We start from the raw sequence: 21,928 nt of genomic DNA, 5'->3' as shown, positions 1-21,928 counted from the left end.
ACAAGCTGTCCATTTAAAAGTAGACGCCTTGTCCATATACTGCAAGGGTGAGTGACCTGCAGAACGGGCTCCGGCGCGGCCGCGGCCGTCGTCCCGCCGAGGCCGTCCGCGCCGCCGCCCTGGCCGCGGCCGGCGAGATGCTGTTCGAGAGCGGCCTGGCCGGGCTGACCTTCGACAAGATCGCGCAGCGGGCCGGCGTCAGCAAGATGACCCTGTACAAGTGGTGGCCCTCCCCCGGCGCGCTGGCCTTCGAGGCTTACTCGGCAGCCGTCGAGCACCGGCTGGCCTTCGAGGACACCGGCGACATCGAGCGCGACCTGCGAAGTCAACTGCATTCCTTCGTACGCCTGCTGACCGCCGACCGCGGCGGTCCGGTGATCGCCGCCCTGGTCGGCGCCGCCCAGCACGACCCCGACCTGGCCGCCGTGCTGGCCGAGCAGTACACCGTCCCGCGCCGCACCCTGGCCGTGGAACGCCTGCGCCGGGCCCAGCGGGCCGGCCAGATCGCCCCCGACGTCGACCTCGAGGTGATCATCGATCAGCTCTGGGGCGCCTGCTACCACCGGCTGCTGATGCCGGCCGAGCCCCTGACGCTGCATTTCGTCGATGCCCTGCTACGCAACCTGCTGCGCGGCATCGCTCAGGCCTAGGACCAGGCGGCTGCCACATGTGTCAGCCGCTGACGGCAACGGTGTCCGGGGTCTGTGTATAGCGCTTGCTCAGGCGGCGGTAGGGGCGGCTTCGCAGGGCGATGACGGTGGCGATCAGACCGGCTATTCCGGTGAGGACGAAGACCAGGGCCAGGCCGCGGGCGGGGCCGGTGCCGAACCAGTCGCCGATCAGGCGGGCCCCGGCGCCGTCGGTCATGTACGGGATGAAGACGAACTGGGCGACCGGGGCGATCAGGAACGCCGTCAAGGGAGACGCCGCCTGTTCGACGCTCTGAGCGAAGCCGAACACGCGGCCCTGACGCTCGTAGGGAACGACCTTCTGCAGGATCGTCTGTTCGGCGGCTTCGGCGTACGGCACCACCAGCATGTACACGTACAGGCCGACGGTCAGCCAGATGACCGAGTCGCGCAGGGGGAAGAGCAGGGTCACCGTCCAGCAGACGACGTTGATGAGCAGGAGCAGTCGGACCGGGTTGCGGCCCAGGCCGGTCCGCGCGATCAGCAGGCCGCCGACGATGAACCCTGTGCTCAGGACGCCCCACAGCAGGCCCCAGCCCTGCACCGACATCATCGACAGGCCGTACGCGTCGAGCAGCGCCATGAAGATGCCGCCGAGCAGGTTGTTGAAGGCCGAGAAGATGATCAGCGCGGTCAGGCCGGGCACCTGGGCGATCACCCGCATCGTGCCGCGCAGGTCGATCTTGCTGACGGGAGTCTCCGACTTCGAGCCGGGGACGGGCTCGCCGGTAGCCGCGGTGACGCTCGCGGGCTGGGCGGGGGCTGCGGCGGGCTCGGTCAGGCCGGTCGGGACCCGTACGAGACCCAGGTGCACGATCGACAGGCCGAGCACGACCAGGGCCACCACCAGCACCCAGAACATGCCGCCCAGCGCCACCAGGAGGCCGCTGATCACGGAGGTGACCAGGAACGACACCCCGGAGGCGGTGCCGACCAGGCCGTTCGCGCGGTCCCGCGTGTCCTCCTCGATGAGCGCCGTCACCATCGTGGGCAGGGCGATCGTACGGATGTTGCCCGCGATGACCCCGACCATGAGCAGCACGATCAGGATCCAGAGGGTCACGCTCGCCGGGTCCCGGAACTCCTCGCGCGGGGTCACCTGGTAGAGGGCAAGCGCCACCACGTACAACGTCAGGGACACCCCGGCCGAGATCTGCATCATCAGCTTCTTGGGGCGGTGGTCGACCAGGCTGCCGAACCAGATGCCGGTCAGCGCCGTGAGGACCAGGAAGATGCCCGAGATGACGCCGGTGGCGAAGACCGAGCGGGTCTCGATGTACGTGTAGAACGTGATCGCGAACCAGACCGTGAAGTTGGTGACCGACACGAGCAGGGTGTTGACCAGCAGTTGGTAGAAGACGCGCACATGACCTTGGATGACCCCCATGGCGTCGACCCTATGACTTCAAGCACGCTTCAGGTCCACCGCGCGGGGTGTGAGACTGGGGTGCTCCGCGTGAGGGAGGGGACATGTTCGACCACTTCGTGGTCTCCGTCATGGTTTGTCCGGTGCTGGTGGCCCTGGCGGTCCGGTGGCTGGCCGACCGGCTGCGCCCGGAGGCTGCGGTCACCGTCCTGGTCCTCTCGATCGTCACCGCCTCGGCCGCCTGCCTGGTCAGCCTGGGCGCCTTCGCGCTCAAGGCCGTGGCCGAGGTGCACGCGGTCGGGCTCTGGCTGGGTTACTCGGACGCGGTCGTACGAGCCGACACCGAACGCGAGCCCTGGGTGTCCCCCCTGTCGGCGTCGCTGCTCGTGGCCGCCGTCGCCGGCCTGGCCGGCGTCTGGCGGCTGCACCGCCGCGAGATGAACGTCACCCGCGGGTTCCGGGGCCTGCCCGTCGACGCCGACCGGGTCACGATGATCGACGACGCGCGGGTGGAAGCGTTCGCCGTGCCCGGCCCGCCCGGCCGGGTCGTGGTGACCACCGGCATGCGGTCCGTCCTCGACGACCAGCAGTACGGTGCTCTGCTGGCCCACGAGCGGGCCCACCTCGACTCCCGGCACCACGCCCTGGTGCTGTTCGCGCGGCTGGCCGCGGCCGTGCATCCGGTCTTCTGGGGACTGACCAGGCGCATCGACTTCCTGGTCGAGCGGGCCGCCGACGAGCGCGCGGCCGAACAACTCGGCGACCGCCGCGTGGTGGCCCGAGCGATCGGCGCCGCCGCCCTGAGCGCCTCGGGGGCCCGGCTCGGCCTGTCGATGGCTCCCGGCCGCCGCGACCTGCGCGGCGCCGGTGTGGTCCCCCGCCGGGTGGCGTCGCTGCTCGCGCCGCGCTACGCCGCCCGCCTGCTGACGCTGGTCGCCGTGCCGGTCGCCGTCGCCGCCGGCTCGGTAATCTGGACCGGCGAGTGTGTGGCCGACTTCGGTCAACTGCTCTACGCAGCGGGCATGCTGCACTGAACCGTGAAACTGGAGCAACGGACGTGGACGTGGCCGAAGCGAGGGAACTCGCCACCGACCTGATGAACAAGCACGGTCTCACCGGCTGGCGCCTGCTCCTCGACAACGCCCGCACCCGGGCCGGGGTGTGCCGCTACGACCGGAAGCAGATCGGCCTCTCCCGCGTCCTGACCGCCCTGCACTCCGTCGAGCAGGTGACCGACACGATCCTGCACGAGATCGCGCACGCGCTGACCGGCCCGGGCCACGGCCACGACCGGGTGTGGCGCGCTACCGCGAAGCGCCTCGGCTGTTCACCGACACGGTGCATACCCGCGGACGCGCCCAGGGTTGAGGGGGCCTGGGAGGGAAGCTGCCCGGCCGGCCACCGGGTGACGGCCCACCGGCAACCCATCCGGGTCCGCTCCTGCCCGAACTGTTCCCCCGGCTTCGACCTGGCCGCCCGCTACACCTGGACCCGCAGCGGCCGTCCGGCGCCGATGCACCCTCGCTACGAAAGCGAACTGGCCCGCCTGCTGCGGCAACCCGCGCCGCAGGCAGCAACGCCGGTCCGGGTCGGCGAACAGGTCCGCCTGACCGGCTCCGGCAAATACCACGGCCTCACCGGCACCGTCCTGAAGCGGGGACGCAGCCGCTATCAGGTCCGGACAGCAGTGGGTGTGCTGAGCGCACCCTTCACGGCAGTGCAACCGCTGACGACGGACGCTCAGCCGAAGCGCAATTCGTCGTGGCCGACCTGACCAGCGCCAACCCGAACGTCTTCGGTCCGCTTGTCGAGCAGCTCGGCGCCTGAGGCGTCAGGCCGACGTCCAGAACAGGGCGCGGGCGAACTGGGCGTACAGGCCCTTGGGGTGGGCGCGGAACAGGGGTTCGGTGCCGAACAGGACGGCCCGGCTGCCGGCGGCGGTCGTGCCGGAGACCACCGATGCCTGGCCCGCGGCCTGGTCGGGGCCGGCGACGCCGGGCGACGTCGGCTGCCAATGGCCGGCGACCAGGGGGTCCGTGGCCGCGTAGCGCTGTTCGACGGTGAAGCCGGTGCCGGTGAACCAGAGCGGCGAGTAGACGAAGGAGTTCGGCAGGGAGCCGGCGCCGACCACCGGGCCCGGGTTGTCGACGGCTACGACGCCGTTCGCGTCGCCGCGGCCGGTGACTGCGGTGGCGGGCAGCAGGGCCGCTGCGGTGTTGAAGGCGGCTCCGGTGGCGCCTCTGGTCACCACGCCGCCGCCCGCGGCCAGGAAGGCGTCGACCGTGGCCTTGCCGGTGGCGTTCAGCTGGGTGTAGCTGAGACCCGACGAGACGATCAGCGTGTCGACCCCGGCGAGCGGGGCGCCGCCGTTGAGCAGGGCGGTTGAGACCGGCTGCACGTCGAACCCCAGGTCCCGCAGGACGAACAGCTCGTCGGCGGCGACCGCGGCGGCCAAGGCCGGCTTGGTGAAGGGGGCGCCGGCCGGGGCACGGCGGGCGGTCTCGAAGCGTACGCCGTAAAGGTCGGCCACCTCCTCGGCCTGGCGCCGCGCCGAGGCCGGAACCACGACCGTGGCCGCCCCGGTCCGCGTCAGCTTGATGTTCCGGTCGAGCAGGGCGTTCACGGCTCGCACGTCGGAGCCGTCGCTCAGGGTGAGGGCGAGATCCTGACCCCGAGCGGCGGTGACCGTGCCGGTGCCGGTGGCGGCCGACACCGGCACGGAAGCGACCCGGGGCGCGGCGAAGCGGCTGATGTCGACGGGGGCGCCCCAGAGCAGGCGGTGGCTCCAGCCGGAGATGTCGTACATCTGCGGCACCAGGTCCGAGATGTCGCGGCCCGCCTCGAGCATGACGTTGGCCAGGCCGCGCTTGGGCTGGTGCATGTCGATCAGGTACGTGCCGGCGGCGTACCGCTTGCCGTTCAGGGTGAAGCCGCGCAACGCCCGCTTCACCCGCACGTCGTGGTCGACCAGCAGGTCCACGAGGCGGGCGGCGGCCGGAGTGCCGGCCGGAACGACGTACGCGCGGGGGAAGGTCGTCGCATAGCGGTCCTCGGGGCCGAAGCCGGGAACGAAACCGTCGGGGATGACCGGCGACGGCGCGCCGGCCCAGCCCCGCCGGAACTGCTCGATCTGGCCGGCCAGCAGCGAGGCACGGTTCGTGTCGGCGTACGACAGGGTGGCCGAGATCGTCGCGTCGACCACCTCGGTGTTGATGGCGGAGCGTCGCTGCAGTTCGGCGACCGGTAACGACGTGTAGTCGCCGCGGTTCACGCGCAGCGGGATCTCGACGGTGTGCCCGATCGCGCCGTGATACATCGCGTACATCGGGGTGAAGATCGGCGGCCAGTCGTCCCAGTCACCCGGGGCGTAGTCGCGGAACGGGATGTCGACGCTCCGGGTCTCCGCGTGGCCGAGCCGCTGGACGGCCGCCTCCATGCCGAGCGCGTTCGGCAGGGCGTGCTTGATGTACAGGTCGTACTCGTAGTTCTGCCCGTGCGGCGGCGTCGCCGGCTCGATCAGCGTCGTGCCGGTGTAGCCGTGCTCGTCCAGCATCACCAGCGGCTGCGTCGCGAGCAGCACGTCCCGCACGGCCCGCGACTCGGGCTGCGAGCTCGTCGCGTGGTCCCGGTTGATGTCGAAGCCGGCGCCGTTGGCGCGGGTGCCCGCGATCCGCCCGTCGGGGTTGTTGGTGACGGTCACATACAGCCGCGTACGACGGAGGAACGCGGCCGTGGCGGGGTCGGTGGCCGTGGCGAGGCGCTCGATGACGCGCAGCGCCCCGTCGGTGCCCTCCCACTCGTCTCCGTGGATGTTCCCGTTGATCCAGACCGGCGTCTTGTACTCGCGCGCCAGCCTCTTGTCCCGGGCCGCCGCGCGCGGGTCGTCCTCGATCAGCTCCCGCCAGCGGTCCTGCCGGGCGGCTTCGGCGGCCGTCTCGGGCGCGGTCACCGTGGCCAGGTAGAGGTCGCGGCCCAGCGCCGAGTGCCCGACCACTTCGGCCGACACCCGCTTCGAGGCCGCCTGCAGCGCATTCAGCTTGGGCGCGATTCCGTGGTACGGGATGAGGCCCAGCTTGATCGACCGGTCCTCCGCGTTCACCGGCGGCAGTGGCAGCCGGTGCTGCCGCGGATAGCCCTGCCTCGACGGCTTCCACCTCGTGGTCGCGGATGCCGACAGCAGAGAAATCGGCGGCTCCGCGAGGGCAGCGACCTCGTTGCGCTCAGGTCCGTTGCCGAAGTCGCGGGTCGAGGAAGGTTCCGGCGCGGAAGCCGCGGAAGCCGCGGACGAGGGAACGACGATCAGTCCGGCGGTGAGCAGCGCTGCGCAGAGTCGAGCCAGGTCCACAGTGCTCAGCCTCACCCATGCCGAGGCGGCGCCGCTCATACCGTTCAGGTCATATCGCGGCGCCGCCGAGCAGGTAGATCAGAAGGCGGCGAGCACCGAGCCCTGGTACTTGTCGTCGATGAACTTCTTGACCTCGGCCGAGTGCAGCAGCTTCTCGAGCTTCACGACCCGCGCGTCGGTCTCCTCGCCCGTGCGGACGACTAGCAGGTTCGCGTACGGGTTGTCCTCGCCCTTCTCCAGCGCCAGCGAATCGGTGGCCGGCTTGAGGCCGGTCTCGATCGCGTAGTTGCCGTTGATCACCGAGATCGCCGTGTCCTCGAGGCTGCGCGGTAGCTGGGCCGCCTCGAGCGCCTTGAACTCCAGGTTCTTCGGGTTGGCGGTGATGTCCTTCTCGGTGGCCTTGACGCCCACGCCGTCCTTGAGGGTCAGCAGGCCGTTGGCGGCGAGCAGGTTGAGCGCGCGGCCCGAGTTCGACGGGTCGTTCGGAATGCCCACCACGCCGCCGGCCGGCACGTCCGCGATGTTCTTCACGGTCTTGGAGTAGACGCCGAGCGGCTCGATGTGCACCGGCTTGAGCGCGGTGAACTTGTAGCCCTTCGACGCGACCTCCTCCTCCAGGTACGGGATGTGCTGGAAGTAGTTGGCGTCGAGCTGCTTCTCCTGCAGCGCCACGTTGGGCTGGATGTAGTCGTTGAACTCGACGATGTCGAGCTTCAGCCCCTCGGCCGACGCGAGGTTGTCGGAGATGTGCTGGAGGATCTCGCCGTGCGGGACCGGGCTGACCCCGACCTTGAGGGTGTCGTCGCTCGAGGAGCCCTCGTCGGAGGAAGAGCCGCAGGCGGCCAGCCCCAGCAGGAGCGTCGCGGAGGTGAGGACGGCAGCGAGGGTGCGGCGCATTCTCTTCAACAACCTTTCTTCTATCGGTGGGACAAGCGGTCTTCTATCGGTGGGACAAGCGGTCTTCTATCGGTGGGACAAGCGGCGGACGAGGAGGTCGCCCGCCATCTGGACGAGTTGCACGAAGACGATGAGGACGACGACGGTGGCCACCATCACCTGCGTGTCGAAGCGCTGGTAGCCGTACCGGATGGCCAGGTCGCCGAGTCCGCCGCCGCCGACCACGCCGGCCATGGCCGAGTAGCCGACCAGCGCGATCACGGTGATGGTCAGGCCGGCGACGAGCCCGGGGCGGGCCTCGCGCAGCAGCACCTTGCCGACGATCTGGCGGCGGGTGGCGCCCATCGCGGTGGCCGCGGCGACGACGTCGGGCGGCACCTCGCGCAGGGCGGCCTCGACGATGCGCGCGAAGAACGGGATGGCGCCGATGGTCAGCGGCACGATCGCGGCGTCGGTGCCGATCGTCGTGCCGACCACGGCCCGGGTGAACGGGATGACCGCCACCAGCAGGATGATGAACGGCAGCGAGCGGGCGACGTTCACGACGAACCCGAGGACGGACGACACCGCGGGCGCGGAGAGCATGCCGCCGGGCGCGGTGAGCACGAGCAGGATGCCGAGCAGCAGTCCACCGACCGCGGTGAGCACGGTGGAGACGAACACCATCCAGGCGGTCTCCCGCAGACCGACCGCGAGCAGCTCGGTCAGTTCGGAGGTGGTCACGACGCTGCTCCCTGAATGTCGGGTCCCTGGATGTCGGGCCGAGTGGTCGGGACGACGGTCTCGTCGGGCTCGGGCCGGTCGACGGGCCGCGCGTCCGGCTCGGCCACGGCCGGGCTGACCTGGGCGCCGCGCTCACGCAGGAACGCCACCGGCGCGTCGTCGCCGGCGGGCAGGGCGAGCCGGAACCGACCGGCGCGGGTGGCGGCCAGCTGTTCGACCGAACCGGCCAGGATCCGTACGTCGATCTCGAAGCGCCGGGCGACCTCGGCCAGCAGCGGAGCGTCAGCCTCCGCGCCGCTGACGGTGACGTCGACGACGGCCTGACCGGCCAGGGAGGTGGGAGCATCCAGCGGGAAGAGCCCGCGGGCGAGCTCGGAGCCGGGCCGGTGCAGCAGGTCGGTGACCGCGCCGGATTCGACGAAACGCCCCTCGCGCATGACGGCGGCCGACCGGCAGATCCGCTTCACGACCGTCATCTCGTGGGTGATCAGCAGGATCGTCAGGTTGAGGCGCTGGTTGAGGTCGAGCAGCAGGCGCAGGATCGAATCGGTGGTCTCCGGGTCGAGCGCCGAGGTGGCCTCGTCGGAGAGCAGCACCTTGGGCCGCGCGGCCAGCGCCCGGGCGATGCCGACGCGCTGCTTCTGCCCGCCGGAGAGCTGACCGGGGTACGCGTCCGCGCGCCCGCCGAGCCCCACCAGCTCCAGCAGTTCGGCCACCCGCTCGCGCCGCTCGTTCCGCGGCACACCGGTGACCTCGAGCGCGAAAGCGACATTCCCCGCCACCGTACGCGAGGAGAGCAGCGCGAAATGCTGATGGATCATCCCGATCCCGTGCCGCGCGAGCCGCAGCGGCCGCCGCTTGAGCGCGGTCAGCTCGACCCCGCCGACGGTGACCGTGCCCTCGTCGGGCCGCTCCAGCATGTTCACGCAGCGCAGCAGCGTGCTCTTGCCCGCGCCGCTCTGCCCGAGCACGCCGAACACGTCGCCCTCGGCCACACTGAGGTCGACCCCGTCGACGGCCACGACCGCCCGGTCGCGCCGCCCCTTGGCCCGGTAGGTCTTCCGGAGCCCCTGTATCTCGATCACGTAGCACCCTGGTATGCGTGGTTGACGACCCGGCAAAACCTATAAATCCCATAGGCTTCGAGACGTCGACACGCTAGCGCGCCACCCCGCCGGAAGGCCAACCGCTGTAACGACCATCACGGCGAATGCCCCTGACCGGCCACCCTCCTGTCTACCCCGATAAAACGGAGTCGCGCAGGGATACTCACAGTGAGCTTGACCGCATCGCCGAGTTGTCCACAGGCAGTTGCGCCGCACGGCGCCGGCAGCGCGAAAACCGCTACGATGCCTGCATGAGCGCGGAAGCTGTCGGCAGGTACATGCCCCCGGTGGTGACGCTCGATGACCTCACCGCGATGATGGCCGCGGACGAGCATCATCGATACGAGGTCAGTCCCGAGGGAGCTCTCTCGATCATGCCGCCGCCCGGGTATGTCCATGCGATCATCGCGACCCGGTTGATGGGATGGCTGCTGGCGGCAGGCATTCCCGCGGAACGCATCGCCCAAGCCGTCGGAATCCGCATCCCGGGGCGCAGTGGCGGAGTCGGGGGGCGCATCCCCGATCTGGTGGTTTGGAACAAAGAGCAGAACGACGGCGTCTGGCTCCCCGTCGACGACGTCCTCTTGGTGGTGGAGATCATCTCACCTGGATCCGAGGGGATCGACACAGTCACCAAACGCGGCGAGTACGCGGCTGCCGGCATCCCCCAGTACTGGGTAGTCGACCAGGACACGGCACAGACCGTGACGATGCACGTGCTCGCCGATGGGCACTACACCGCGCGTGCCACAATGCCGCTCGCCTGGGTCCTCAACACCACTCCCGTGGAACACGAGCTCAGCTGACGAGATTCGGTAGCCCGTCCGAGCCGTTCGAAATTCGACATCGTTCCTGCCGTTGCCTCACAGATTTGAGTGATGGCTGGCTCCGCACGACGGACCAGGAGCTCATCCCAGGGCGAGGGCGGCGGCGTGGTCGCGTAGTTCGGTGTGGCGGAAGTCGTAGAGGCGGCCCTCGCGGCGGAGCAGGCCGGCCTCGTGCAGGGCCCGCAGGAAACGGCCGGGCCGCGGGCCGACATCGGTGACGCGCAGGCGGCGGGCCAGGGTGGCGGTGCGGTGGCGGGGCCAGCGGCCGTTCAGGGCGCCCGCTATCTCGAGGTCGAGCAGCACCTTGCGGGCGCCCGGCAGGCCGGAACGGGCCAGGCAGGTGATCAGGTCGGAGGGCCACATCAGGCCGCGGCGCAGGGCCTGGACGGCCAGGGCCAGGTCGAGCGGGCGGCACAGCAGCACGCCCAGCGGGCCGTACGGGTCGGTGCGCACGGCCTGGGCCAGGCGGTCGAAACCGGCGACGGCGCCCGCGATGTTCGGCAGCTCCAGCCGGCCCAGCGCGTCCAGGTAGTCGGCGACCGCGGCCGGACCGGCCGGATCGATGCCGATGTGCTGCGCGCCCTCGAGGCGCAGCGGGTCGTCGAGGGCGGCGTCGCCGGTCAGCAGCATGACCGGGGCTTCGCGGCCGAAGAGATGGCAGACCTCCTCCAGGGCCCAGCGCCGCATCCGGGCCGGCATCTCGTCGAGCCCGTCCAGGATGAACAGGTGCCCGCCGCCGTCCACCAGGTCCGCCACCGGTGTCCGCCGCAGGTCGGGGTAGGCGCGGGCGAGACGGCGGCCCAGGAAGCCGGGCAGGTCGGCAGGGTGCCGGCGCGAGCTCATCGAGAACAGCAGCGGCACGACCGGGGCTCCGCGTTCGGCCAGGCCCTGCGCGGCCAGGGCGGCGAACGTCGACTTGCCGCTGCCGGGCGCGCCGTAGACGACGGCCCGCCACGATCCTGGCAGCTCGAGGAGGTTCGCGGCCTTCCGGGCGTACTCGGAAGTCGTCCACAATGCCTCGGCGAAGCACAGCTGCTGTTCCAGGGGCTCGCCCCGGCGCAGCAGGCGCAGGGCCGGCGGGAGGTACGGCGCGCTCACGGCGAGACGTCCATGGATAGATCGACCGCGCCCAGCAGCACGCCCACCACCCCGTGGCACCGCGCCGCGAGGAGCCGCCCGCCGACCGTACGGTTGCGGGCGTCGTTGAGGACGGCCTGGAGCCGGGCCACCTGCGTGCCGTGGCGGCGCAGCACGCTTCCGGAGAGCGAACTGAGGTCGAGCGGGCCCGCGAAGGAGCGTCTGCCGCCGCCCGCCGCGGACCCCAGTTCGGCCGACCGCACCAGCCCGGCGCCCGAGGCCACCACGACCGCCGGCAGGTCGAGCCGCTCGACCGCGAGCCGCACGGTGGCCACCAGATCCTCGTCCTGGTCGACCCGCACGAAGATCCGGCTGCCGTCGCTCTCGATGTCCATGTCGAGACATTGACTGCGGTAACGGGGAATTCGGCGGGGAACATGAGGACATGGATTTCCGGTTGCTCGGCCCGGTCGGCCTGTTCGACGGCGACACCCGCATCCATCTGGGGCGCGACGCCGAACTGCCCAAGGTGCACTGCGTCCTGGCCGCGCTGCTGCTGGCGCAGGCCCGGCCGGTCACCGGCACGTTTCTCGACAACGCGCTCTGGGGCGCCGAGGCGCGCAACCCGGAGACCCGGCGCGGCTACATCGGCGACCTTCGCCTCGCCCTCCGCCGGTACGGCTTCACGCTGCCCCGCCAGGGGCAGGGCGGCGTCTACCGGCTCGACGTCCCGCCCGAGCGGGTCGACGTGCACCGCTTCCGGTCGGCGACCGAGGCCGCCCGTCAGCTGATCGCCCGGGGTGACTGGGCGGCCGCGCTGGCCGAACTCGACCGCGGCCTCGACGAGTGGCACGGCTCGGCGGGCGCGCTGGCGGGGGTGCCCGGCGACTGGGCAGCCGGGATCCGCCGCCAGCTGGACCGGGAGCGACGCGAGGCGGCCGTCCGGCGTACCGAGGCCCGGCTGCGGTGCGGGCTGGTCGGGCCGGCCCGGTCCGACGCCGAACGCCTGGTCGCCGAGAACCCGGACGACGAGCGGGCCGTGCGCCTCGAAATGCACGCCGCCTACCTCGACGGCGACTACGGCACGGCCGTCGAGGCGTACGAGCGACTGGCCCAGCGCCTCGCCCCGGCTCCCGCCACCCGCGCCCTGGCCGACCGGATCCGGGTCCGCGATCCGCTGCTCGGCACGCCGGGCGGGGACGGCCACGACACCGCTGTGCCGCATCAGCTGCCGGCCGTGACGGCTCACTTCGCCGGGCGTACGCGGGAAATGGCCCGCCTGTCCGAGCTGGCCGACCCGACCGGCCCGCGCCCGCCCGTCCTTCTCGTCTACGGCACCGCGGGGGTCGGCAAAAGCACGCTGGCCATTCACTGGGCCCGCACGGTCGTGGCCGGCTATCCGGACGGGCAACTGCACGCCGACCTGCTGGGACGCCGTCGCCGCCGGCCCCGCCGCCGCAAGCCGGCCGAGGTGCTGCGCGGGTTCCTGGGCGCGCTGGGGGTGCCGCCCGACCGGCTGCCCGCGGGCGAGGACGAGCTGGCCGGGCTGTTCCGCAGCCTCGCGGCCGGGCGCCGCCTGCTGATCGTGCTCGAGAACCCGGCCGACGACGAGCAGGTGCGCGCCCTGCTGCCCGGCGCCGACTCGTGCCTGACCGTGGTCACCAGCCGCACCCGCCTGAACGGCCTGGCCGTCGCCCCGGGCGGCGCCGCCCTCACCCTGGAGCTGCTCGACGACGGAGCCGCCCGCGACCTGCTGGCGGCCCGGCTCGGCCGGCGGCGTCTGGACGGCGAACCGCCCGCCGTGGTGGCCGAGCTGATCCGGCTCTGCGCCGGGCTGCCGCTGGCTCTCGCCATCGTGGCCGCGCAGGCCGTCGAACGCCCCGACCTGCCCCTGGCCGGCCTCGTGGCGCAGCTTCGCGAACAGGGCCGGCGGCTCGACGTGATCGCCACCGGCGACGGCTCGACCGACCCGCGCGCCACGTTCGCCTGGTCGTACCACCGGCTGCCCGCCCGGGCGGCGCGCCTGTTCCGGCTGCTGTCCCGCCATCCCGGCCCCGACTTCACCGTCGCCGCCGCGGCCAGCCTCATCGGCGAGCCCGATCCACCGCTGGCCGAGCTGGCCGCGGCGCACCTGGTCAGCTCGCCCGCGCCGGGGCGCTTCACGGTTCACGCGCTGCTGCGGGCGTACGCCGCGGAGGTCGACGACGACGAGCCGGCCGCCACGATCCGCCTGTTCGACCACTACCTGCACACCGCGGCCGCGGCCGACCGGACCCTCGGGCCGTACTCGCACGTCGCCGATCACGAGCCGCCCGTGCCCGGGGTCGTCGTGATCCCGCCGGCGGACGATGCGGCGGCGACGGCGTGGCTGCGGGCCGAGGCGCTCAACCTGGCCGCGGTGGCCGAACGCGCGCTGCGGCTCGGCCTCCCCCGCTACGCGGTGCAGCTGCCGCGCATGTCGGCCAACTACCAGATCCGGCAGGGCCGCTGGCACGAGTACCACGAGGCGCAGCTGATCGCGCTGGCCGGCGCGCAACGGATGGGCGACACCGGCGACGTGGCCGACGCGCTGATCGAGCTCGCCCGCGCGCTGGGCTGGCAGGGACGCGCCGACGAGGCGCTGCGCCAGGCCGAGCGGGCCGTCCCCCTGGTCGCCGACCCGGCTCGGGCCTATCGGCTGCGCACGCTGCTGGCCTGGTTGCTCGGCCTGCTCGACCGGGTGCCGGAAGCGCTGGCCAGCGCCGAGCGGGCCCTGGCCGCCGCGCGCGATTCGGCCGAGCCGCGGGCGGTGGCGGTCGCGCTCAACGAGGTCGGCTGGTGGAACGCCGTGCTGGGCCGTCACGAGCCGGCCCTCGAGAGCTGCGCGCTCGCCCTGAAACAGTTCGAACGGCTGGGCGACCGGAGCGGCATCGCGGCCGCCAGCGACAGCCTCGGCCTGATCCATCACCGCGCGCGCCGGTTCGAAGCGGCGCTCGAGCAGTACGAGCGGGCCCGCGCGCTCTACGAGGAACTGCCCGATGTGTACGAGCACGCCGCCACCCTCGACCGGATCGGTAACACGCTGAGCGCGATGGGCTGCCCGACCGAGGCCACCGATTCCTGGCGCCGGGCGCTCGCCCTCTTCAACGACCTTCAGCACCCGGCCGGCGCCGCGGTCAGCCAGAAGCTCAGCACTTGACTCCTTACTGTCTGGTAATGCATTACCAGACAGTAAGGAGTCGACATCATGCCCGAGGTCGTTCGCACCCTGGAGATCCCCGCACCGCCGAGTGCCGTGTGGCGGCACCTGTCCACCCCCGAGGGCTTGCGCCGCTGGCTCTCACCCGAACTCGAGATCGATCTGCGCGTCGGCGGCGCCTACCGCATGCCGGGCGGCGACGGCGCCACCCGGATCAGCGGCACCGTGCTCGAGATCGTCCCCGAGGGCCGGCTGGTGCTCTCCTGGCTCGAGGAGGAGTCGGGCTGGGTGCACCCGAGCCGTCTCGTGGTCACGCTGGAGCCGACCGCGTCCGGCACCCGGGTCGGCCTGGTCCACGACGGCTTCGCGGGGATCGGCAAGGCCGACTGGGCCGGCACACAGCAGGCGTACGAGCGGGGCGCCGACAAGCACCAGGTGCTCCAGCGACTGGCCGGGGCGGTGGCGAGCGGCGGTGCCTGACCGCAGCGACGACCTGTTCCGGGCGATGGCCGACCCGACCCGCCGCCGCATCCTCGACCTGCTGGCCGAGCGCGGCACGATGACGGTCGCCGAACTGGTCGCCGAGTTCCCCGATCTGGTCGCCTCCGGCATCTCCAAGCACCTGATGGCGCTGCGCGCGGCCGGATTGGTCACCGCGACCCGGGAGGGCCGCCACCAGCGCTACGCCATCGACGCCGAGACGATGGCCCGGGTGATGGCGCCGTGGGTCGCGCGCTACGAGAGGTACTGGTCGGACGCGCTCACCCGGCTACGCGACGCCTCCACCGACTCCTGAGGGGCCATACGCCTTCCTGCACGAGAGGGGGCGCGCGCAAGCGCCCGCCTCTCACCCCAGCCCGACGGCGGCGACCATGAGGGGCAGGATCAGCAGGATGATGATCGCGCCGAGGACGTCGAACGAGACGCCCGACCTGATCATCGTGGTGATCGGGACGACGCCGGAGCCGTAGACCACCGCGTTCTGCGGTGTCGAGACCGGCAGCATGAAACCGAACGACGCCGCGAACGTCGCCGCCAGCGCGGGCACCAGCGGATTGACGCCGGCCGCGACGGCGATCGGGATGATGATCGGCACCACCACGGCCGCCGAGGCGGTGTTGCTGGTGGTCTCGGAGACCACGATGGCCAGGATGACGGCGAACGCGGTGATCGCGAACATGCTGCTCAGCCCGAGCGCGTCGGCGCTGGAGTTGCCGATCGTCTCGGCCAGACCGGTGTCGGCCAGCAGCGAGCCGAAGATGATGCCCGTGCCGAAGAGGACGATCGTGCCCCAGTCGATGCGCGCCGCGTCGCTCCAGTTCAGCGTGTACTCCCGGTTCCGCCACGAGACCGGCAGCAGGAAGAGCAGCGAGGCGCCCAGCACGGCGACCACGCCCTCGTTGAGGCGGGCCGACACGGTGTCGTAGACGGCGGACTCGGTGCCGGCGATCACCGCGATCACGCCCGGGAAGATCCAGAGGGTGACCGTGACGACGAAGGCGATCAGGGTGTTGCGCTCGGCCGCCGAGAATGTGCCGAGCTTGGCCCGTTCGCTCGCGACGTACTCCTCGACGCCCTCGATGCGGCGGATCTCGGGCTTGTTGAGCAGCAGCAGGACGACGGCCAGGACGGCGAACATGAGCAGGCAGATCGGGGCGGCCATGGCCATCCACTGGGCGAACGAGATGCGTTCGCCGGTGGCCTCCTCGATCAGGCCGCGGCCGATCAGGTTGGGTGGCGACCCGACCGGCGTCAGCAGGCCGCCGACGCTGGCTCCGTAGGCCAGCATCAGCATCAGCGCGGCCCCGACCCGCAGCCGGGTCGGGTCGAAGCCGGGCTCGACCAGCCCGCGGTCCTGCAGCAGCTTGGCGATGACCGACAGGATGCCCAGGGCCGTCGGCAGCAGCATCGCGACCGTGGCCGTGTTGGACACGAACGCGGACAGCAGGCACGTCACCGCCCCGAAGGCGATGATCACCCGGCTCGCGGAGCGGCCGACGCCGGGCAGCGACAGGATACGGAAGGCGAACCGCCGGGCCAGGCCGTGCTTGAGCATCGCCTGGGCCAGGATGAACGCCCCGATGAAGGTGAAGACGGTGGACGATCCGAACGGCGCGAGCACATCGGCCGCCTCGGCCACCCCGAAGACGACGATCAGGGCGACGCCGATCAGGCCGCCGATCGGGATCGGCACCGCCTCGGTGATCCAGAGGACGATGACGCCGAGCAGCAGCCCGCCGAGCACCTGCTGGCTGGGCGGGATGCTGAGCGGCAGCGCGAGAAAGAAGAGGGTGACGGCCGGGGCGAGGAAGAGGCCGACGGTACGGCGTCCCCGCTCGAATCGTTCCTCGGCCGGGGACAGTTGCTGTTCACCCAAACTGCGGTAGGTCGCACCGCCGAGCAGGCGGCTCTCCACATCGGTCTTGGCGCCGTTCATGCCAGCCCCCTTGATCGAGTGATCTACGTCACTTGATATTAGGGCTCTTCTCCCAGAAGCGCTTCGCCGAGCGGGGTCAGGGTGTGCACGACCGCCTTGCCGGCCCGGCTGGTCCGGATGAGCCGGGCCTCCCGCAGCACCGCCGTGTGCTGACTGACCGAGGCCGCGCTGACGCCGACCCGGCGGGCCAGTTCGGACGTGGTGCGGCCGTCACCCAGCGACTCGAGCAGCGACGTGCGGGTCTTGCCGATCAGGGCGGCCAGCGAGGCGCCGTCGGCCGGCCGCAGGCCCGGGTTGAGCGTGAGGTCGTGCTCGATCGGATAGACCAGCACCGGCGGCAGCGTGGTGTCGCGCAGCGCGTCGGGCGTGCCGTAGGAGAGAAAGGACGGCAGCAGCACCAGCCCACGGCCGTTGAGGTGCAGCGTCTGGACGAACGGGGTGTCGACCTCGAGCACCGGGGGTTCCCACCGCATCATCGGGCGGAAACTGTCGAGCAACCCCTCGGCGCCCTGGTCGAGCAGCACCCGGGCCCGGCGGGAACGTTCGGCCTCGACGTGGGCCCGGCCCTCGGCCCAGAACGGGGCGATCGCGCTCTCGTACTGGGACTGGAGCGCCCCGGCCAGGCGCTCGACCATCTCGCTCTCGCCCTCGGCCAGCCGGCTCAGCCAGGACGGCTTGGGGCCGGCGTGCCGGACCAGCTCCTCCAGCTCGTCGCGGAGCCGGGTGGCGGGGGTTGACTTGATCACCTCGAGCGCGGCCGACAGGCCCAGCGACCCCTCGGCCGGGGTCAGGAAGTCGGGGTAGTAGGCGCCCCGGACCAGCGGAAGCAGCAGCTCGAGGTCGTCGCGCCGGCTCGTCCGGAGGGCGTGGTCGCGCCAGCGGCCGTAGACCAGCTCGGGAGCGGGGCGGCGCAGGCGCCACACGCTGAAGATCGTCTCCCACAGCGGATCGGGCTCGGCCGCAATCCGCACGCGGCCGACGTCCTCCGGCGTGAAGTGGATGCGCAACACGTCGGCCCCCAGTTGCCATTCAGCAAGGATTCACGGCCGAAAGTCTATCCGGAGTCCGCGACCGGCCAGAAACCAGTCCGCGACAAAGATCCGTAGGGCCTCCAGGGCCGTACGGATGGGCGGGCGTCGCCACGAGCAGCACCGACGAATCAGGAAAGTCCCGGATATGCACCCCCGATAACGGCATATCCGTCTTGCGACCTCACCTCGTCGGTTCAGCTCGTGGCCGACCCGGCGGGATGACAATCGCTGGCGGACGTGGGGTGCGACAAGACGTTTAATGCGTCGCTGAAACCATCGGGCCGGGTTCAGCCGAACGGCCGATCCCGCCATTGCCGTTCAGCTCGGAATAGACATTTCCGAAATAGGAGCTTCGGGCGCCGTACGCCGCTTCGCAACCCAGCGCTCGAAGATCAGCGACGTGAACGGGGGAATCGACGCGGCCAGCCCGGCCAGCGTGCGCCACACCGACCAGCGCTCGGTGCGGGCCACCCACAGGGCAGCGACGATGTAGGCCACGAACAGCGCGCCGTGAATCCTGCCGAACAGCCAGACGCCCAGGTCGGTGACCTCGGCGACGCGCTTGAGGTACATGCCGACGAGCAGGCCCGCCCACGAGAACGCCTCCGCCACGGCGGTGATGCGGAAGATGCGGTACGGCTGCACGTTCGGGCCCCCTGGTGCGAGATCGACCTTGACGGCGTCCGATCGTAACCGCCCTCCCTGACAGAACCGCCGGGGGGGGGGGGCGGGGGCGCCCCCCCCCCCGCGCCGCCCCCCCCCCCCCGGGGGGGGGGGGGGGGCCGGCCCCCCCCCCCCCGCCCCGCCCGCCCCCCCCCCGGGGGGGGGGGGGGCCCCCCCCGGGGGGGGGCCCCCCCCCCCCCCCACCCCCCCCGGGGGGGGGGCCCCCCGGCCCCCCCACCCCCGGGTTCAGGTCGGCTGGGGGCAAGCCGACCGTCAGTGGGCCTCGCCGGCCGGTACGGCGACGTCGCCGACGAAGCGGAAGGTTCCGGTGATCGCGTCGAAGATGTCGTACAGGGATTCGGCGAGCGCCAGGTTCGGGCTCATCCCGGTCACCACCAGATAGGACCCTGGCTGATCGGGCAGGGGGATGACGGTGTGCATGGCGACCATCACCGCCGAGGTCTCGTCGGTGAGCGCGACGGTCTCGGTCCCGGTGATCCGGGCGACGGATCCGATCTCGGGAAGCTGCACCGCAGTGACGGTGCGGTCGCCGTAGCCATCGGCGCCCGCGGGTCGCGACAGCTGCTGGGCGATCTCGGCGATGGAGAGGTCCATGCCCTCCGGCACGGTCACGCCGAACACCGCCACGAACGCCATCAGCAGGCCGTCCTCGTCCCGGGCGATCAGGCCGGCGGCCGAAACAGCGCCGCGCCGGCGGGCGGCCCGCAACAGGCGTCGCGCCTGCAGGAGCGCGTCGTCGGCGGCCCGGCGCTGCTCGGGCGTGGTCATCTCCGATCGCAGCTCTTGTTGTTGCCGGGCGAAGTCCTGCTGGGCGAGGTCATAGTCGAGCCAGCTGCCGGGCACTTGAAGGGTGAACGATCCGGGGGCGGTCATCGGCCGCCGCCGAGGCTGTCGCCCGACTGGTTGTCGACCGAGGTGAAGGCGTTCAAGATCATGTCGATCGCCTCGACGATGTCGTCGCATTCCTGCCGTAATTGCTTGCGACCGGCGTCCCAGCGGTCGTCGAAGTGATCCGCCGCGTCGCGGACCGGCGGTCCGACCACCCGGGTGAAGTCTGCCCGGCTGGGCTTCAGGTTGATGTGCTGGAGCACCCGGCGCATCGCGTCCGCCGCCTGCTGGAGGTCGTCGCCGGGCACCACGATAGATCTGGCCATGCGGGCTCCACGACCGAGGACGCCCTTCGGTTCGAGTCTTGTGGCATGAGTCACATTCGTCGAACCCGATCGGCTCGTCGATCGTGCACAGCGTGCCTGTCTGTCCCGATCCGACCTGGAGGTGTCATCGTGGCCCGGACCTCGGCCCGCGCGCCGGCCGTTTCCCTCGCCGCCGCAACATTGTTCGCGGTGGCCGCCTGTGCCGGCGACAAGCCCGCCGAGCCCGCAGGGACCGCAGGGGCCGCTGCCGCCGGCCAGATCCAGCTGGTGGACGCTCCGGCGAGCAGCCTGGGCCTCACCGGTGACGGGCGCGGTGGCCAGCCCACCGCTTCGGCCGAACCCACCGCGACCGTGGCTTCGCCCAGCGCCGTTCCGGACACGGGCTCGGCCGCGCCGTCGAAGTGGGTTCAGCTCTCCGTCAACAAGGCCTCGATCGGCGAGACCGTCACCGAGGTCCGCGGATTCACGCTCTACCGTTTCGCCAAGGACACGGCCGAACCGGTGGCCACCAACTGCACCGGCGACTGCGCGGTGCGCTGGCCGCCGGTGCTGATCCAAGCCGGTGGGCGCGTCTTCCTCGACGGCCTTCAGACCGACGAGGTCGGCGCGATCCGCCGGTCGGATGGGGGTGTCCAGGTCACCCTCGGCGGCCGGCCCGTGTATCGGTTCGCGGATGACACCGTTCCCGGCGACTTCAACGGCCAGGGTGTCGACAACGCCTGGTTCGCCATCAAACGTGATGGGTCGGCGAACGACGCGCTGATCGGGACCGAGGTCGTCAAGCCCGCCAAGCCGGACCGCACCGCGACGCTGACCGCCAAGAAGGGCAGTGACGGCGCCGTCGTGGTCGACGACGACGGCGCGACCCTCTACCGCAATGACGAAGACAGCACCGACCCGCCGGCGAGCAAGTGCACCGGCGCGTGCGCCACGCTGTGGCGGCCGGTGGTCGCCGAAAACGGCAAGAAGGTGAAGGTCGTGGGGATCGACGAGAAGCGGGTCTGGTGGCTGCGCCGCGAGGACGGGACCAAGCAGGTCACCTTGGACGGCGCGCCGCTGTACCGGAACGCCGCCGACAAGTCCACCGGCGTGGTCATCGCCAGTGCCGCTGTGCAGGGTTGGACCCCGGCCCGATGATCCGCCGTATTCTCCTGCTGCTCGCCGCGGTCCTCGCCGCCTCGCTGCTCACGCCGTCCGGCGCCGTCGCGGCGCCCGATGACGTCGTCAAGGTCACCGTTGTCCGTACGCCCGAGCAGAACGGTGGGCGCGCCGACTCCCTCGGCCAGATAGCGCAGCGGACGCTCGGCGATTCCGCCCGGGCCCGCGAGATCCTCGAACTGAACCTGGGCCGGCCCCAAAGCGACGGAGGGTCACTGGCCGCGGCCGGCCAGGTGCGGCCCGGATGGATCCTGCTGGTGCCCGGCGACGCGACCGGGCCCGACGTCCGCCTCGGTCGCGTCGGGCCGGACCCGGGCGGCGCCGACCAGCCGTACTTCACCTGGAAGTTGGTGCTCGCACTGGTCGGAGCGGTGGTTCTGGCGTTGCTCACCGTCCTGCTGTTCATGCGCCGCCGGATCGTGCGGTGGGTGCGCGACCGCCGTCGCACGCGCGCCGAGAACGCCCGCCTGCACCGTGAGATCAAGCAGCGGCTGCGCGAGCGGGCCGAACTCGTCACGGAGTTCGCGGCCGACCAGGCCGGTCCCAGGCTGGCCTGGCAGGCAGCCGCCGGGCTCGCCGCCGACAGCGTCGAAGCCTATGCCCTCCGGGTCGGCGACCGGGAGATCACCGCCTGGGTGACCTCCGGTCACGAGCCCCGGCCGCCGTGGCAGGCGGTCTCCGACGGCGTCTGGACGCGTCCGAGCGAGGCTCCCCACGGCCAGATCCCGGGTGGTCAGCTTTCACCATGCCTGGTCCGGGTCGGTGGTGGGGCGTCTGGTCCGCTCTTCGTCGATCTCACCTGGCTCGACGGTGTGCTGGCGATCGGCGGCTCGCTCGGCGTCGCCGCCGACGTGGTGCGGACCCTTCTCACCGACCTGGTCCGGTTCCGTCCCGACCTGCCTGTGCTGTCGGTGCCCGGGCTGGGTGGCGAACCGGTCGGCGTCCCGTCCACCGCGACACGCCTGCGGTCCATGGCCGACCTGCGCCCGTCCGGGGCGGCGGCCGGGACGGACGACGGCATGGTGCGTCTCGCCTCCCGTCGCTGTGCGCTCACGGCTGTGATCGTCCTCGCCGAGCCGCCGTCCGCCGAGGAGGCCGAGCAGCTGTTCGCGGCATGCGGCCCCGGCAGCGGACAGGTCGCGGTGGTGCTCGGTGATCTGCCCGGCGCCCACTGGCGCTGGAAGGCCGAGGTCGACGGGGGAGTGGCCCTCCCCATGATCGGCGTCACGGTGACGGCGCCGGCCCGATAACGCGTT

21 protein-coding genes are annotated in these 21,928 nt (G+C 71.7%); 9 read left to right on the top strand and 12 right to left on the bottom strand.

What is annotated here, in order from left to right; all coding sequences use genetic code 11:
- Positions 1-47 precede the first annotated feature (47 nt).
- The gene (locus LXN57_RS13800; protein WP_251798481.1) at positions 48-650 is read left to right on the top strand and encodes a TetR/AcrR family transcriptional regulator; all 603 of its coding nucleotides are present in this window, start codon (positions 48-50) and stop codon (positions 648-650) included.
- Between the two features lie 22 nt (positions 651-672).
- Here the strand turns inward: LXN57_RS13800 and LXN57_RS13795 are convergent, their stop codons facing one another.
- Positions 673-2,076 (bottom strand): MFS transporter, encoded by a 1,404-nt coding sequence (locus LXN57_RS13795; RefSeq protein ID WP_251798480.1) that lies wholly within the window; start codon positions 2,074-2,076, stop codon positions 673-675.
- Positions 2,077-2,159: 83 nt separating this feature from the next.
- Between LXN57_RS13795 and LXN57_RS13790 the strand changes: the two genes are divergently transcribed.
- Positions 2,160-3,089, top strand: coding sequence for a M56 family metallopeptidase (locus LXN57_RS13790; protein ID WP_251798479.1), 930 nt, complete (start codon positions 2,160-2,162; stop codon positions 3,087-3,089).
- 29 nt (positions 3,090-3,118) lie between these two features.
- Positions 3,119-3,829 (top strand): SprT-like domain-containing protein, encoded by a 711-nt coding sequence (locus LXN57_RS13785; RefSeq protein ID WP_251798478.1) that lies wholly within the window; start codon positions 3,119-3,121, stop codon positions 3,827-3,829.
- A gap of 57 nt (positions 3,830-3,886) precedes the next feature.
- Here the strand turns inward: LXN57_RS13785 and LXN57_RS13780 are convergent, their stop codons facing one another.
- From LXN57_RS13780 to LXN57_RS13765, 4 genes are all read right to left on the bottom strand, one after another.
- Positions 3,887-6,400: a M14 family zinc carboxypeptidase gene (locus tag LXN57_RS13780; protein WP_251798477.1), complete on the bottom strand. Its 2,514-nt coding sequence runs from the start codon at positions 6,398-6,400 to the stop codon at positions 3,887-3,889.
- Between the two features lie 78 nt (positions 6,401-6,478).
- The gene (locus LXN57_RS13775; protein ID WP_251798476.1) at positions 6,479-7,297 is read right to left on the bottom strand and encodes a MetQ/NlpA family ABC transporter substrate-binding protein; all 819 of its coding nucleotides are present in this window, start codon (positions 7,295-7,297) and stop codon (positions 6,479-6,481) included.
- Positions 7,298-7,363: 66 nt separating this feature from the next.
- Positions 7,364-8,020, bottom strand: a complete 657-nt coding sequence (locus LXN57_RS13770) for a methionine ABC transporter permease (RefSeq protein ID WP_251798475.1) — start codon at positions 8,018-8,020, stop codon at positions 7,364-7,366.
- Positions 8,017-9,105 (bottom strand): methionine ABC transporter ATP-binding protein, encoded by a 1,089-nt coding sequence (locus LXN57_RS13765; protein WP_251798474.1) that lies wholly within the window; start codon positions 9,103-9,105, stop codon positions 8,017-8,019. The genes LXN57_RS13770 and LXN57_RS13765 overlap by 4 nt, the downstream gene beginning before the upstream one ends.
- A 272-nt stretch (positions 9,106-9,377) precedes the next feature.
- On the opposite strand from LXN57_RS13765, the gene LXN57_RS13760 reads away from it, so the two are divergent.
- A complete protein-coding gene (locus LXN57_RS13760; protein ID WP_251798473.1) occupies positions 9,378-9,932 on the top strand; it encodes a Uma2 family endonuclease in 555 nt (184 codons plus the stop codon).
- A 102-nt stretch (positions 9,933-10,034) separates the two neighbouring features.
- Here LXN57_RS13760 and LXN57_RS13755 read toward each other — a convergent pair whose 3' ends face one another.
- Both LXN57_RS13755 and LXN57_RS13750 read right to left on the bottom strand, forming a co-directional pair.
- A complete protein-coding gene (locus LXN57_RS13755; RefSeq protein WP_251798472.1) occupies positions 10,035-11,051 on the bottom strand; it encodes an NACHT domain-containing protein in 1,017 nt (338 codons plus the stop codon).
- Entirely contained in the window at positions 11,048-11,425 is a 378-nt protein-coding gene (locus LXN57_RS13750) for a PCC domain-containing protein (protein WP_251798471.1), read from the bottom strand. The genes LXN57_RS13755 and LXN57_RS13750 overlap by 4 nt, the downstream gene beginning before the upstream one ends.
- Before the next feature lie 50 nt (positions 11,426-11,475).
- Here LXN57_RS13750 and LXN57_RS13745 point away from each other — a divergent pair, with 50 nt between their 5' ends.
- Genes LXN57_RS13745 through LXN57_RS13735 form a run of 3 tightly spaced genes read left to right on the top strand, consistent with a single transcriptional unit; the run spans position 11,476 to position 15,004 of the window.
- Complete coding sequence (locus LXN57_RS13745; protein WP_251798470.1) at positions 11,476-14,208, top strand: ATP-binding protein; 2,733 nt, start codon at positions 11,476-11,478, stop codon at positions 14,206-14,208.
- A gap of 48 nt (positions 14,209-14,256) precedes the next feature.
- A complete protein-coding gene (locus LXN57_RS13740; protein WP_251798469.1) occupies positions 14,257-14,688 on the top strand; it encodes an SRPBCC family protein in 432 nt (143 codons plus the stop codon).
- A complete protein-coding gene (locus LXN57_RS13735; protein WP_221374549.1) occupies positions 14,681-15,004 on the top strand; it encodes an ArsR/SmtB family transcription factor in 324 nt (107 codons plus the stop codon). Before LXN57_RS13740 ends, LXN57_RS13735 begins: the two co-directional genes overlap by 8 nt.
- A gap of 51 nt (positions 15,005-15,055) precedes the next feature.
- Here LXN57_RS13735 and LXN57_RS13730 read toward each other — a convergent pair whose 3' ends face one another.
- From LXN57_RS13730 to LXN57_RS13710, 5 genes are all read right to left on the bottom strand, one after another.
- The gene (locus tag LXN57_RS13730; RefSeq protein WP_251798468.1) at positions 15,056-16,645 is read right to left on the bottom strand and encodes an SLC13 family permease; all 1,590 of its coding nucleotides are present in this window, start codon (positions 16,643-16,645) and stop codon (positions 15,056-15,058) included.
- Positions 16,646-16,683: 38 nt separating this feature from the next.
- Positions 16,684-17,655 (bottom strand): ArsR/SmtB family transcription factor, encoded by a 972-nt coding sequence (locus LXN57_RS13725; protein WP_251798467.1) that lies wholly within the window; start codon positions 17,653-17,655, stop codon positions 16,684-16,686.
- Positions 17,656-17,994: 339 nt separating this feature from the next.
- Entirely contained in the window at positions 17,995-18,321 is a 327-nt protein-coding gene (locus LXN57_RS13720) for a DUF3817 domain-containing protein (RefSeq protein ID WP_251798466.1), read from the bottom strand.
- A gap of 291 nt (positions 18,322-18,612) precedes the next feature.
- A complete protein-coding gene (locus LXN57_RS13715; protein ID WP_251798465.1) occupies positions 18,613-19,233 on the bottom strand; it encodes a hypothetical protein in 621 nt (206 codons plus the stop codon).
- Entirely contained in the window at positions 19,230-19,514 is a 285-nt protein-coding gene (locus LXN57_RS13710; protein ID WP_251798464.1) for a hypothetical protein, read from the bottom strand. The genes LXN57_RS13715 and LXN57_RS13710 overlap by 4 nt, the downstream gene beginning before the upstream one ends.
- Before the next feature lie 129 nt (positions 19,515-19,643).
- Here LXN57_RS13710 and LXN57_RS13705 point away from each other — a divergent pair, with 129 nt between their 5' ends.
- Both LXN57_RS13705 and LXN57_RS13700 read left to right on the top strand, forming a co-directional pair.
- On the top strand, positions 19,644-20,651 hold the full coding sequence (locus LXN57_RS13705) for a hypothetical protein (RefSeq protein WP_251798463.1): 1,008 nt from the start codon (positions 19,644-19,646) through the stop codon (positions 20,649-20,651).
- The gene (locus LXN57_RS13700) at positions 20,648-21,922 is read left to right on the top strand and encodes a hypothetical protein (RefSeq protein WP_251798462.1); all 1,275 of its coding nucleotides are present in this window, start codon (positions 20,648-20,650) and stop codon (positions 21,920-21,922) included. Before LXN57_RS13705 ends, LXN57_RS13700 begins: the two co-directional genes overlap by 4 nt.
- Positions 21,923-21,928 lie beyond the last annotated feature (6 nt).

The sequence above is a fragment of the Paractinoplanes hotanensis genome, from assembly GCF_023717965.1.
Lineage (GTDB): Bacteria > Actinomycetota > Actinomycetes > Mycobacteriales > Micromonosporaceae > Actinoplanes > Actinoplanes polyasparticus.
Note: the sequence above shows the minus strand (reverse complement) of the source record. Positions and strands in the feature narration are given on the sequence as shown.